Genomic DNA, 12894 nt, shown 5'->3' with positions numbered 1-12894 from the left:
GGGGCGTGAGCGGCACCTGGCGGGACCTGACCGACAACGTGAACTCGATGGCGTCGAACCTGACCAGCCAGGTGCGGAACATCGCCTCGGTCACCACCGCCGTCGCCAAGGGTGACCTGGGCCAGAAGATCACGGTGGACGCGCAGGGCGAGATCCTGGAGCTGAAGAACACCGTGAACACCATGGTCGACCAGCTCTCCTCGTTCGCCGACGAGGTGACCCGGGTGGCGCGCGAGGTCGGCATCGAGGGCAAGCTGGGCGGTCAGGCGCAGGTGAAGGGGGTCAGCGGCACCTGGCGCGACCTCACCGAGAACGTCAACCAGCTCGCCTCGACCCTGACCACCCAGCTCCGGGCGATCTCCCAGGTCTCCACCTCGGTGACCCGCGGCGACCTGACCCAGCGGATCAGCGTCAAGGCGCAGGGCGAGGTCGCCGAGCTGAAGGACAACATCAACCAGATGATCGTCACCCTCCGGGAGACGACCAAGAAGAACGCCGAGCAGGGCTGGCTCGACTCGAACCTGGCCCGGATCGGCGGCCTGCTCCAGGGCCAGCGGGACCTCGGCGAGGTCTGCCGCATGATCATGATGGAGGTGACCCCGCTGGTCGACGCGCAGCTCGGCGCGTTCTTCCTGGCGGACAGCTCCGACGGGAGCATGCGGCTGCGGCTCACGGCCTCCTACGGTTACGTCGCCCGCGGGCACGACGTGACCTTCGGGCCCGGCGAGGGGCTGGTCGGGCAGGCCGCCCTGTCCCGGCGGACCATCCGGGTCAACGCCCTGCCCGACGGGCGCCTGGTGCTCCGCTCCGGCCTGGCCGAGACACCCCCGGCCGACCTGGTGGTGCTGCCGGTCCTCTTCGAGGGCGAACTGCTCGGCGTGATCGAGTTCGCCGGGGTGACCACCTTCTCCGATCTGCACCTGGCGTTCCTGGAGCGGCTGGTGCTCACCATCGGCGTCGCGGTCAACACCATCCAGGCCAACCGGCGTACGGAGGAGTTGCTGGCGCAGTCGCAGCGGCTGGCGCACGAGCTGCAGGAGCAGTCGGCGGAACTCCAGCGCACCAACGCCGAGCTGGAGGACAAGGCGAAGCTGCTCTCCGAGCAGAAGACCAACATCGAGACGCAGAACCGGGAGATCGAGCTGGCCCGGCTCGGCCTGGAGGAGAAGGCGCAGCAGCTCACCCGGGCGTCGGCGTACAAGTCGGAGTTCCTGGCCAACATGAGCCACGAGCTGCGTACGCCGCTGAACTCGCTGCTCCTGCTGGCCCGGCTGCTCGCCGAGAACCCGGAGCAGAACCTGAGCGCGAAGCAGATCGAGTTCGCCCGGACCATCCACAGCGCCGGGTCGGACCTGCTCTCCCTGATCGACGACATCCTCGACCTGTCCAAGATCGAGGCGGGCCGGATGGACGTGGAGCCGACCGAGATCCACTTCTCCGAGATCCGCGGCTACGTCGAGCAGGCGTTCGCGCCGCAGGCCGAGGAGAAGGGCCTCGACTTCCAGGTACGGATCAGCAAGGACCTGTCGCCGGCGCTGGTCACCGACGCCCAGCGGTTGCAGCAGATCCTGCGCAACCTGCTCTCCAACGCGGTGAAGTTCACCGACAACGGCGCGGTGACCCTGCGCATCGCGCCGGCCGCCGAGAACGCGGTCTTCGACGTGCCGGCGCTGACCAACGCCCGGCAGGTCATCGCGTTCACGGTGATCGACACCGGCATCGGCGTCTCGGACGACAAGCTCTCGCTGATCTTCGAGGCGTTCCAGCAGGCCGACGGCACCACGAGCCGGCGCTACGGCGGCACCGGCCTGGGCCTGTCGATCAGCCGGGACCTGGCCCGCCTGCTCGGCGGCACGATCACCGTGTCCTCCGCGCCCGGGCAGGGGTCGACGTTCACTCTCTTCGTACCCGATGTGCTGGCGCCGGACGCGGTGGTGGCGCCGGCGCCGCCCTCGCCGCAGCGCGCGGGCCTGCCGTCGTCCCTGCTCATGCCCATGGAGCTGCCGCAGCCGCAGGAGACACCGGCGACCCGCCGGCTGGAGGGCGTGACCGTTCTGATCATCGATGACGACGTCCGGAACGTGTTCGCGCTGACCTCCGCGTTGGAACTTCACGGGATGACCGTGTTGTACTCGGACAACGGGGCGGACGGCGTCCGCCAACTGGCCGAGCATCCGGAGGTGGACATCGTGTTGATGGACGCGATGATGCCGGACCAGGACGGCTACGAGACGACCGGGCAGATCCGCCGCAACCATCGCTTCGCGGACCTGCCTATCGTGTTCCTGACCGCGAAGGCGATGCCCGGTGACCGGGAGTCGGCGATCGCGGCCGGGGGCAGCGACTACATCACCAAGCCGGTTGATCTGGACGAGCTGATCGAGATGATGGCGTCCTGGATCGGCCGGAGCCGAGGCGAGGAGACTCCGTGACCCAGATGGCCAAGGCGCTGCTGGTGGACGACCGGCGGGAGAACCTGATGGCCCTGGAGGCGATCCTCCAGGGGCTTCCGGTGCAGTCGGTCGCCGTGGAGAGCGGCGAGGCGGCGCTCAAGCAGCTCCTGGTGGACGACTTCGCGGTGATCCTGCTGGACGCCCAGATGCCGGACATGGACGGCTTCGAGACCGCCACCCACATCAAGCGGCGGGAGCGGACCCGGCACGTGCCGATCATCTTCCTCACGGCCGCGGACAAGGATGCCCAGCTCGCCCTGCGGGGCTACGCGGTCGGCGCGGTCGACTACCTGACCAAGCCCTTCGACCCGTGGGTGCTGCGGGCCAAGGTGTCGGTCTTCGTCGAGCTGTGGGTGAAGACCCGGCAGCTCGCCGCCCAGTCGGACCTGGTGCGGGAGCGCGACGCCCAGTGGCGGGTGCTGACCGACGCGGTGGACGAGGCGACGGCGCTGCTGCGTGCCGACGACGACCCCGAGTCCCGGGAGCGTGCGGTGGACCTGCTGGAGCAGGCCCGCTGGGGCAACAACGCCTGAGCGCTCAGGTGCCGGCCCGGTCGCCGTGTCCGGTCGCGGCGCGCCGGGCCCGCCACCGTTCGCCGAGGGCGTCGACCTCCTCCTGTACGAAGAGGAAGAAGTCCCGCATCTCGGCCACCCGCTCGCCCGCCGGGGTGCTCCGCCCCTGCAGCGCGTCCACCCCGCCGTTGGCGATGTCGATGAAGTTCTTGTAGAGGCCGGTCTTCGTGATGGTGGCCTCGTACCAGGGATTGACCGGCATCCGGTAGCGGTCCCGCCGGGAACCCTTGACCGGCTCGCGGACCAGCATGGCGAACTGGGTCAGGTAGCGCACGGCGCCGGACACGGCCGCCGCGCTGACGCCGAGCCGCTCGGCGATCTCGCTGGCCGTGAGCGGCTCGTCCGCGCTCATCACGGTGAAGAGCACCCGGCCGGCCATCCGGGGGAAGCCGACGTCCGCGAAGGCCATCGCCATCCGCTCCACGAAGAGGTGGACCTCTTCCTCGTCCGGCCTGGGCGGCGGGGTCATCGGCATCATCTCCTCGGTGCGCGTCGGGTCCGATCGTCTCTCAGATCTCACTGTCTTCACAAGTTTGTGAAACGAGCGTAACTTCCGAAGTATGGAAACTCCCATTGAGGTGTCCGGCCTGGTGAAGACCTTCGGCCGGACCCGAGCGCTCGACGGACTCGACCTGACCGTCCGCGCCGGCGAGGTGCACGGCTTCCTGGGCCCCAACGGCTCCGGCAAGTCGACCACCATCCGGGTGCTGCTCGGTCTGCTGCGGGCGGACGCGGGGGCCGTCCGACTGCTCGGCGGCGACCCCTGGCGGGACGCCGTCGCGCTGCACCGGCGCCTCGCGTACGTGCCCGGCGACGTCACCCTCTGGCCCAACCTGAGCGGCGGCGAGGTGATCGACCTGCTCGGCCGGCTGCGTGGCGGGCTCGACCCGAAGCGCCGGGCCGAGCTGCTGGAGTCCTTCGAGCTGGACCCGCGCAAGAAGGGCCGGGCCTACTCCAAGGGCAACCGGCAGAAGGTCGGCCTGGTGGCCGCGCTCGCCTCCGACGTCGAGCTGCTCATCCTCGACGAGCCCACCTCCGGGCTCGACCCGCTCATGGAGGAGGTCTTCCAGCACTGGGTACGCCGGGCCAAGCAGGACGGGCGCACGGTGCTGCTCTCCAGCCACATCCTGGCCGAGGTGGAGGCGCTCTGCGACCGGGTCACGATCATCCGGAACGGCCGGGCGGTCGAGTCCGGCACCCTCACCGAGCTGCGCCACCTGCACCGCACCTCGATCGACGCCGAGGTGGCCGCCCCGCTGAACGGGCTGGCCGACCTGACCGGCGTGCACGACCTGCGGGTGGACGGCAACCGGGTGCGCTTCGACGTGGACTCCGCCGCGCTGGACGCCGCCCTGCGTCGCCTCACCGAGCTGGGCGTGCGCAGCCTGGTCAGCACGCCACCGACGCTGGAGGAGCTGTTCCTGCGGCACTACGAGGCGGTCCCCGAGGAGCTGACCCGATGAGCACCCTCGCCGGCACCTGGCACCTGGCCCGGCTCGTCCTGCGCCGGGACCGCCTCCTGCTCCCGCTCTGGGTGCTGGTCCTCGCCGTGCTGCCGATGACGTACGCGACCAGCTTCTTCGAGCTGTTCCCGACCGCCGCCGAGCGGGCCGCGTACGCCGCCGGCACCGCCCGCAACCCCTCGATCGTCGCGCTGCTCGGCCCGGTCTACGGGGAGAGCGTCGGTGCCCTGACCGCCCAGCGCGGCGGCTTCCTGCTGGTCATCGTGGCGCTGGCCAGCCTGCTCACCGTCATCCGGCACACCCGTGTGGAGGAGGAGGCCGGCCGGCGGGAACTGCTCGGGGGCGGGGTGCTCGGCCGGCACGCCGGGCTGACCGCGGCACTGCTCGTCACGTACGCGGCCGACCTGCTGCTGGGCCTGCTCACCGCGGCCGGGCTGGCGTCCACCGGGCTGCCGGCCGCCGGCTCGTACGCGTACGGCCTCGGCACGGCGCTCACCGGCGTGGTCTTCGCGACCCTCGGCGGGCTGACCGCCCAGCTCACCGAGACCGCGGGCGGGGCCCGGGGCATCGGGATCGCCGTCCTCGGCGCCTCCTTCGCGCTGCGGATGGTCGGGGACACCGCCGCCAACGACTGGCCGAGCTGGCTCTCCCCGCTGGGCTGGGCGCCCCGGATCCGGCCCTTCGAGGGGGAGCGCTGGTGGGTGCCGGCGCTGCCGCTGGTCGCGTCGGCGCTGCTCGCCGCGGCCGCGTATCCGGTCTCGGTGCGCCGCGACCTGGGCGCGGGGGTGCTGCCGCCCCGGCTCGGGCCGGCCACCGCCGGCCGGGGGCTCGCCGGCCCGTTCGGGCTGGCCTGGCGGCTGCACCGGGGGCAGATCCTCTGGTGGTCGGTCGGCTTCGGCCTGCTCGGGCTGATCCTCGGCGGCGCCGCCCAGGCGGCCGGCCGCTCGGTCGAGGGGAACCCGCAGCTGGAGCAGATCATGGCCCGGATCGGCGGGGCCTCCGGCCTGGCCGACGCGTACCTGGGGGCCACCCTCAGCCTGGCCGGGCTGGCCGCGGCCGGCTACGGCATCCAGGCCGCGCTGCGGATGCGCGCCGAGGAGTCCGCCGGGCATGCCGAACCGGTGCTCGCCACCGGCGCGCACCGCTCCACCTGGTTGCTGTCACACGTGGTGTTCGCGCTGGTCGGCCCGGTCGTGGTGCTCGCCATGACCGGCCTGGCCACCGGCCTGACGTACGGGCTGAGCGTGCACGACGTGCCCCGGGAGCTGCCCCGGATGCTCGGCGCCGGGCTGGCTCACGCGCCCGCCGCCTGGGTGCTGGCCGGGTTCGCCGTGCTGCTCTACGGCCTGCTGCCCCGGCTGGCCGCGGTGGCCTGGGCGGTGCTGGCGGTCTGCGTGCTGGTCGGCCAGCTCGGCGCGGTGCTCGAACTCGACCAGTGGCTGCTGGACCTGTCGCCGTTCACGCACACCCCGCAGGTGCTCCGCGACACCTGGAGCGCCACCCCGCTCTGGACCCTGGCCGCCGTGGCACTGGTCCTCGCGGCGGCCGGCCTGTCGGCCTTCCGCCGCCGCGACGTCCCCGTCACCTGACCGGCTCGGCCCGACCCGGTTGATCAAGAGGTTTGCGTCAGAAATCCTGTCTCGGCAGACGCAAACCTCTTGATCAACGCGGGGGTGTCAGGGGGCTGTTTCGTTGCGGATCATCAGGGCGGAGCGGAGGCCGGTGATGTCCAGGACGCGGAGGAGGAAGTCGCCGACGTTGCTCAGGACCAGCAGGCTCTGGGCGCGGCTGGCCTTGCGGCTGAGCACCACGAGCGTCCCGAGGCCCTGCGAGTCGCAGAAGGTGACCCCGCCCAGGTCGAGCACGATGCGCGGCGGGGGCTCGGCCAGCACCTCGTTGACGACTGTCGACAGCTGGGCGGCCGTGAGCATGTCGATCTCACCGGCAAGGCGAAGCACGGCTTCGTCACCCGTCCGGTGTAGCGTGATGGACAGTTCGGCACGATCCACCCGGTCAGCCTATCGCGATCGCGACCAACGGGCCCGTCGAGCGACCCGCCGGTGGCTGACCCGTGCCGCACGGACGGGGCGTGAGCCCGGTAACCCTCGGTGCGGGGTGCCTGCCGATCAGCCGCCCGGCGCTGACACAATGGCGGCATCGTGACCGATACCTTTTCCGCCGGATCCGGCCGCTACCCGGCCGACGCACCGGCCTCCGAGGCCCTGTTCGACCGCGCCACGGCCATCGTGCCCGGCGGGGTCAACTCCCCCGTACGCGCGTTCCGTGCCGTCGGCGGCACCCCGCGCTTCATGGTCCGGGGGGAGGGTCCCTGGCTCTTCGACGCCGACGGTCGCCGCTACGTCGACCTGGTCTGCTCCTGGGGGCCGCTGATCCTCGGTCACGCCCACCCGGCGGTGGTGGAGGCGCTGCGCGAGGCCGCCGCGCTCGGCACCAGCTTCGGCACCCCGACCCCGGGCGAGGTCGACCTGGCCGAGGAGATCGTCGCGCGGACCCCGGTGGAGCAGGTCCGCCTGGTCAACTCGGGCACCGAGGCGACCATGTCGGCGATCCGGCTGGCCCGCGGCTTCACCGGTCGGGCCAAGATCGTCAAGTTCTCCGGCTGCTACCACGGCCACTCCGACGCGCTGCTCGCCGCCGCCGGCTCGGGCGTGGCCACCTTCGGCCTGCCCGACTCGCCCGGCGTGACCGGAGCGGCCGCGGGCGACACCATCGTGCTGCCGTACAACGACCTGCGCGCGGTCGAGGAAGTCTTCGCCGCCGAGGGCCCGCACATCGCGACGATCATCACCGAGGCCGCCGCCGGCAACATGGGTGTGATCGCCCCGCGCGACGAGTTCAACCAGCAGCTCGCCCGCATCGCCCACGCGCACGGCGCGCTGCTGATCGTCGACGAGGTGATGACCGGGTTCCGGGTCTCCCGCGCCGGCTGGCACGGCCTCGACCCGTCCGACGCCGACCTGTGGACGTACGGGAAGGTCATGGGCGGTGGCCTGCCCGCCGCGGCGTTCGGCGGGCGCGCGGAGATCATGGCGAAGCTCGCCCCGGCCGGCCCGGTCTACCAGGCCGGCACCCTCTCCGGTAACCCCCTCGCGTGCGCCGCCGGCCTGGCCACGCTGCGGCTGGCCGACGACGCGCTCTACCGCCGCCTCGACGAGACGGCCGCCGCGGTGGGCAAGCTCGCCACCGAGGCGCTGGCCGCCGCCGGGGTGCCGCACCGCCTGTCGTACGCGGGCAACATGTTCTCGATCTTCTTCACCGACGCCGACGTGGCCGACTACGACAGCGCCCGTACCCAGCAGGTGCCCGCGTTCAAGGCGTTCTTCCACGCCATGCTCGCCGCCGGCGTCTACCTGCCGCCGAGCGCGTTCGAGTCGTGGTTCGTGTCGGCGGCGATCGACGACGCCGCCCTGGAGCAGATCGCCGCGGCCCTTCCGCAGGCGGCGAACGCGGCGGCAGCGGCAGGACACGGGGGGTAGCAACAGTGAGCGAGACGGTGGTCCACGTGCTGCGGCACGGCGAGGTGTACAACCCGGACGGCATCCTCTACGGCCGGCTCCCCGGCTTCCGCCTCTCCGAGCTGGGCGTCCAGATGGCCAAGGCGGCCGCCCAGGCGCTCGCCGAGCGCACCGTGGTGCACGTGGTGGCCAGCCCGCTCGAGCGGGCCCAGCAGACCGCCGAGCCGATCGCCGCCCAGTTCGGCCTGCCGGTCGGGGTGGACGAGCGGCTGATCGAGAGCGCGAACTGGTTCGAGGGCAAGAAGGTCTCCCCGGGCGACGGCTCGTTCCGCGACCCGCGCAACTGGTGGGTGCTGCGCGACCCGGTCACCCCGTCCTGGGGCGAGGCCTACCAGGTGATCGCCGAGCGGATGTTCGGGGCGCTGCACGCCGCCCGGGTCGCCGCCGAGGGGCGGGAGGCCGTGCTCGTCTCCCACCAGCTCCCCATCTGGACCCTGCGCCGCCACGTCGAGCGCAAGCGGCTCTGGCACGACCCGCGCAAGCGGCAGTGCGGCCTGGCCAGCCTCACCTCGTTCCACTTCGACGGTGCCAAGATCGTCGGCATCGGCTACTCCGAGCCCGCGGCCCACCTGATCGCGATCTCGCCGACCGCCCGGACGGCCAAGGGAGCCTGATGCCCAGCCGGAGGTTCGCCGCCGCCCTGCTCGCCGCCGTCACCGCCGTGACGGCGCTGGTCGGCTGCTCCTCCGGCAGCGAGGAGAGCCGCTGCGCGAGCGACGGCGTCACCATCACCTGCGCCCCCGACCAGCGGTCGAAGACCCCGAAGGTGAGCGGTGAGCTGCTCACCGGCGGCAGCTACGACATCGCCGAGGCCCGCGGTCAGGTGGTCGTGGTCAACTTCTGGGGCTCCTGGTGCGCGCCCTGCCGCGCGGAGGCCGACGACCTGGAGGCCGCCTACCAGGCCACCAAGGCGTCCGGGGTGACCTTCCTCGGCGTCAACGTGCAGGACAGCAAGGACAAGGCGATCGCCTTCGAGGAGGGCCGGGTGACCTACCCGAGCCTCTTCGACCCGGCCAGCCGGCAGGCGCTCAACTTCGACATCCCGCCGAACACCACCCCGGCGACCGTCGTCCTGGACCGCGACGGCCGGGTCGCCGTGGTGATCCGCCGGGCGGTCACCCGGGACGAACTCCAGCCCGTCGTCGAGCGGATCGCGGCGGAGCAGCCGGCGTCCGGATCCCGCTGATGGGCGAGACCTTCCGCCAGCTCGCCGAGTCCGGCCCGCTGCTGCTGGCCGTTGGGGCCGCGGCGCTCGCCGGGCTGGTCAGCTTCCTCTCCCCGTGTGTCCTGCCGCTGATGCCCGGCTACCTGTCGTACGTCACCGGGCTGGCCGGCGCAGACCTGGAGGGTCGGGCGGAAGGGAAGGGCCGCCGGTCAACCCCTCCGGTGGCGGAGGGGGCCCCTGCTGACGCCGAAGGTGAGCCGAGCGGCGGCGTGGCGGTCGCGGCGCCCCCGGCGGCCCGGCCGGTGGCCGCCGTGAAGGGGCGGGTACTGGCCGGCACCATGCTCTTCATCGCCGGCTTCACCGCGGTCTTCACCGCCACCGCGATCCTCTTCTCCGGCGTCGGCAAGCTCCTCTTCGCGCACGAGCGCACGCTGGAGATCGTCATCGGCGCCCTGATCGTGGTGCTCGGCCTCGGCTACCTGGGCGTGGTCCCCGGGATGCAGCGCGAGTTCCGCATCCGGCGGCTCCCCGCCGCCGGGCTGCTCGGCGCTCCGGTGCTCGGCGCCGTCTTCGCGCTGAGCTGGCTGCCGTGCACCGGCCCGACCCTCGGCGCGGTGCTCGGCATGGCCACCGTCGACGGGCGGACCGACCGGGCGGTGCTGCTCGCCGTGGCGTACTGCCTCGGGCTGGGGGTACCGTTCGTCGTCTTCGGGCTGGGCTTCCACCGCCTGCTCGGGGTGTTCCGCGCCGTCCGGCGCAACAGCCGCTGGGTCACCCGGATCGGCGGTGCGCTGCTGATCCTGATCGGCGTGGCGCTGGTCACCGGCGGCTGGCAGGACTTCGTGATCTGGTTGCAGACGCACGTGGGTGTGGGCGAGGTGAGCATCTGATGACGACCGTGGACGACCGGCCGGCCGCGCCGCCCGCCGACGCGCCCCGGCGACGGGTCAACCCGGTGCTGGCCCTGCTGCGCAACTCCTGGCGCCAGCTCACCAGCATGCGTACCGCCTTGATCCTGCTCTTCCTGCTGGCGATCGCCGCCATCCCCGGCTCGGTGCTGCCGCAGCGCGGCGTCAGCCCGGAGAAGGTCAACGAGTACTTCGTCGACCACCCCGACCTGGCGCCCCGGCTCGACCAGATCGGCATGTTCGAGGTCTTCGGCTCGGTCTGGTTCTCCGCCATCTACCTGCTGCTCTTCACCTCGCTGGTCGGCTGCCTCCTGCCCCGGGCCCGCGACCACGTCCGCGCGCTGCGGATGCGGCCGCCGGCCGCCCCGAAGCGCCTGGAGCGGTTGCCCCAGCACGCGGTGCTGGAGGCCCCGGCCGCCGCCGACCCCGAGGCGATCGCGGCGCTGCTGCGCCGGCGTCGCTGGCGGGTCACCGTCCGCGGCGACGAGGTCTCCGCCGAGAAGGGCTACCTCAAGGAGACCGGCAACCTGCTCTTCCACGTCTCGCTGATCGCCGTCCTGCTCGGGGTCGCGCTCGGCTCCTGGTACGGCTGGCACGGCAACAAGCTGCTGACGGCCGGCGCGGACAACGCCTTCTGCAACAGCCGGCAGCAGTACGCCGAGGCGTCGCTCGGCCCCCGGGTGGACAGCGCGGACCTGCCGCAGTTCTGCCTCACCCTGGACCGGTTCGAGGCGAAGTACCTGCCGAGCGGGCAACCGTCGCGCTACGGGGCCACCGTGACGGTTGACCACCTGGACGGCCGGCCGGCGCGGACCGCCAGCTTCTCGGTCAACTCGCCGCTGCGGCTCGGCTCGGCCAACGTCTACCTGCTCGGCCACGGGTACGCGCCGATCCTGAAGTACACCGACAAGTACGGCCGCAGCCAGACCAGTGACGAGCCGTTCCTGACCACCGGCGACGCCACCGTCACCGAGGGGGGCGTCGCTGCCTTCCCGGACGCGAACGTCGACCCGAAGACCCGCACCCGCGCCCCGGACCAGCAGGTGGCCTTCGACGGCCTCTACATGCCCACCGCTCCGGACGAGGGGCCGTTCAACCGCTCGACCTGGCCGGAGGAGCGGAACCCGGCAGTTTGGCTGGTCGCCTACCGTGGCAACCTCGGTCTGGATGCCGGCATCCCCGGCTCGGTCTACAAGCTCGACCAGCGGCAGGTCGACAACGGCAAGCTGAAGCAGATCGGTGAGAAGCTGCTGCGCCCCGGCGAGAAGTGGACCCTGGACGACGGCAGCACGCTCGAGTTCGTCGGCACGAAGCCCTACGTCAACATCTCCGTGCGGTATGCCCCCGGCCAGACGCTACTGCTGGTCGCCTGCGTGACGCTGCTTCTCGGGCTGATGGGCTCGCTCTTCGCCCGGCGGCGCCGGGTCTGGTTCCGGGTGACGCCCCCGGACGGTGGATCTCCGACGAGCGGTAGTAGCTTGGTGGAGGCCGGTGGGCTGCCGCGCACCGAGCATCCAGGGTTTGCCGACGAGTTCGCGCAGCTCGTCGCCGCGGTCAGCGACGACGGGCGAAACGACCGGCGGGCGCGAGAAGGAGACGAGTGATGTCCGCACTCTCCGACCAGCTGGTCACGTTCGCGATCCTGGCGTACCTGGTCGCGATGATCAGCCACGCCGTCGAGTACGCCCTGGGCAACGCCCGGAAGGTGCCGGTGGCGGCCCCGGCCCGCGAGCTGGTCGGCGCCGGCGTCGGCGGCCCCGGCGGGATGGTCGAGGAGCCGGCCAGCCCGGTCACCCCGGCCGCGGCCCGAGCCGGCCGCTCCGCCGCCCGCGCCGCGCTGGCCGGGCGGATCGCCGCCTGGATCACCGCGCTCGCCGCCGCGCTGCACCTGGGCGCGGTGGTCACCCGGGGCATCGCCGCCGAGCGGATGCCCTGGGGCAACATGTACGAGTTCGTGCTGACGGTCACCTGGATCGGGGCGGCGGCCTGGCTCGTGGTGCTCTGGAAGCAGCCGTCACTGCGCCGGCTCGGGCTGTTCCTGACCCTGGTCATGGTGCTGCTGCTGGCGTTCGCCGAGCTGAAGCTCTACGTGCAGGTCGTGCCGCTCATGCCGGCGCTCCAGTCCTACTGGTTCATCATCCACGTGTCGACGATCATCTTTGCCTCGGGCATCTTCCTGCTGGGCGTGGTGCCGGCCGTGGCCTACCTGATGCGGGCCGGCTGGGAGCAGGGGAAGCGGAGCTTCCCGTACACCCTGGCCCGGCGGCTGCCGGCGGCGGCCGGCCTGGAGCGGTTGACCTTCACGCTGCACGCCTTCGCCTTCCCGGTCTTCACCTTCGCGGTGATCGCCGGGGCGATCTGGGCCGAGGCGGCCTGGGGTCGCGCCTGGGGTTGGGACCCGAAGGAGACCTGGGCGTTCATCTCCTGGGTGGTCTACGCGGGCTACCTGCACGCCCGGGCCACCCCGAGCGTCAAGCGCAACGTGGCCACCTGGATCTCGGTCGTGGGCTTCCTGACCATGCTGATGAACCTGTTCGGGGTCAACTTCTTCTTCACCGGCCTGCACTCCTACGCCGGCCTCTGACCCCCGCCCGCTGACCGGCGGTTGCTCAGCACGCCGTCGACGCGCCGGGTGATCTGGTAGGCCACCTCGGGGAGGTCGGCCAGGTCGAGGCGGTCGGCCCGCAGCGCGAACTGGGCGTGCAGTTCGCGGGCCACGGCGTCGCGGATCTCGGCCTGCAAGGGGCTGAGCCCGTCCGGATCACCCACCACGTACGCGTCGTCCATCCGCCCATCC

General features: G+C 72.1%; 13 protein-coding genes. 10 read left to right on the top strand and 3 right to left on the bottom strand.

What is annotated here, in order from left to right; genetic code table 11:
- A partial coding sequence (locus ACFYPD_RS10325) for an ATP-binding protein (protein WP_387111079.1) occupies window positions 1-2432 on the top strand: 2432 nt, incomplete at its 5' end.
- The gene (locus ACFYPD_RS10320; protein WP_091261373.1) at window positions 2429-2986 is read left to right on the top strand and encodes a two-component system response regulator; all 558 of its coding nucleotides are present in this window, start codon (window positions 2429-2431) and stop codon (window positions 2984-2986) included. The genes ACFYPD_RS10325 and ACFYPD_RS10320, both read left to right, overlap by 4 nt.
- A 4-nt stretch (window positions 2987-2990) precedes the next feature.
- On the opposite strand, the gene ACFYPD_RS10315 is transcribed toward ACFYPD_RS10320, so the two are convergent.
- Complete coding sequence (locus tag ACFYPD_RS10315; protein ID WP_387111076.1) at window positions 2991-3494, bottom strand: GbsR/MarR family transcriptional regulator; 504 nt, start codon at window positions 3492-3494, stop codon at window positions 2991-2993.
- Window positions 3495-3585: 91 nt separating this feature from the next.
- Between ACFYPD_RS10315 and ACFYPD_RS10310 the strand changes: the two genes are divergently transcribed.
- Complete coding sequence (locus tag ACFYPD_RS10310; protein ID WP_387111073.1) at window positions 3586-4488, top strand: ATP-binding cassette domain-containing protein; 903 nt, start codon at window positions 3586-3588, stop codon at window positions 4486-4488.
- A complete protein-coding gene (locus ACFYPD_RS10305) occupies window positions 4485-6077 on the top strand; it encodes an ABC transporter permease (RefSeq protein ID WP_387111070.1) in 1593 nt (530 codons plus the stop codon). The genes ACFYPD_RS10310 and ACFYPD_RS10305 overlap by 4 nt, the downstream gene beginning before the upstream one ends.
- 87 nt (window positions 6078-6164) lie before the next feature.
- Here the strand turns inward: ACFYPD_RS10305 and ACFYPD_RS10300 are convergent, their stop codons facing one another.
- A complete protein-coding gene (locus ACFYPD_RS10300; RefSeq protein WP_387111067.1) occupies window positions 6165-6497 on the bottom strand; it encodes an STAS domain-containing protein in 333 nt (110 codons plus the stop codon).
- A 150-nt stretch (window positions 6498-6647) separates the two neighbouring features.
- Between ACFYPD_RS10300 and hemL the strand changes: the two genes are divergently transcribed.
- Genes hemL through ccsB form a run of 6 tightly spaced genes read left to right on the top strand, consistent with a single transcriptional unit; the run spans window position 6648 to window position 12681 of the window.
- Window positions 6648-7985, top strand: coding sequence for a glutamate-1-semialdehyde 2,1-aminomutase (gene hemL / locus ACFYPD_RS10295; RefSeq protein WP_387111064.1), 1338 nt, complete (start codon window positions 6648-6650; stop codon window positions 7983-7985).
- 5 nt (window positions 7986-7990) lie between these two features.
- A complete protein-coding gene (locus ACFYPD_RS10290; RefSeq protein WP_387111061.1) occupies window positions 7991-8638 on the top strand; it encodes a histidine phosphatase family protein in 648 nt (215 codons plus the stop codon).
- Window positions 8638-9210 (top strand): TlpA family protein disulfide reductase, encoded by a 573-nt coding sequence (locus tag ACFYPD_RS10285; RefSeq protein ID WP_387111058.1) that lies wholly within the window; start codon window positions 8638-8640, stop codon window positions 9208-9210. Before ACFYPD_RS10290 ends, ACFYPD_RS10285 begins: the two co-directional genes overlap by 1 nt.
- Entirely contained in the window at window positions 9210-10079 is an 870-nt protein-coding gene (locus ACFYPD_RS10280) for a cytochrome c biogenesis CcdA family protein (RefSeq protein ID WP_387111055.1), read from the top strand. The genes ACFYPD_RS10285 and ACFYPD_RS10280 overlap by 1 nt, the downstream gene beginning before the upstream one ends.
- The gene (locus tag ACFYPD_RS10275) at window positions 10079-11701 is read left to right on the top strand and encodes a cytochrome c biogenesis protein ResB (RefSeq protein WP_387111052.1); all 1623 of its coding nucleotides are present in this window, start codon (window positions 10079-10081) and stop codon (window positions 11699-11701) included. The genes ACFYPD_RS10280 and ACFYPD_RS10275 overlap by 1 nt, the downstream gene beginning before the upstream one ends.
- Entirely contained in the window at window positions 11701-12681 is a 981-nt protein-coding gene (gene ccsB, locus ACFYPD_RS10270; RefSeq protein ID WP_387111049.1) for a c-type cytochrome biogenesis protein CcsB, read from the top strand. The genes ACFYPD_RS10275 and ccsB overlap by 1 nt, the downstream gene beginning before the upstream one ends.
- Here ccsB and ACFYPD_RS10265 read toward each other — a convergent pair.
- Window positions 12666-12884 carry a hypothetical protein gene (locus tag ACFYPD_RS10265; protein WP_387111046.1) on the bottom strand — a complete coding sequence of 73 codons (219 nt, stop codon included), beginning with the start codon at window positions 12882-12884 and terminating at the stop codon, window positions 12666-12668. The genes ccsB and ACFYPD_RS10265 overlap by 16 nt on opposite strands.
- Window positions 12885-12894: the final 10 nt, after the last annotated feature.

This window comes from Micromonospora sp. NPDC005299 (assembly GCF_042872345.1).
Taxonomy (GTDB): domain Bacteria; phylum Actinomycetota; class Actinomycetes; order Mycobacteriales; family Micromonosporaceae; genus Micromonospora.
This window is presented reverse-complemented; position numbering and strand designations above follow the sequence as displayed.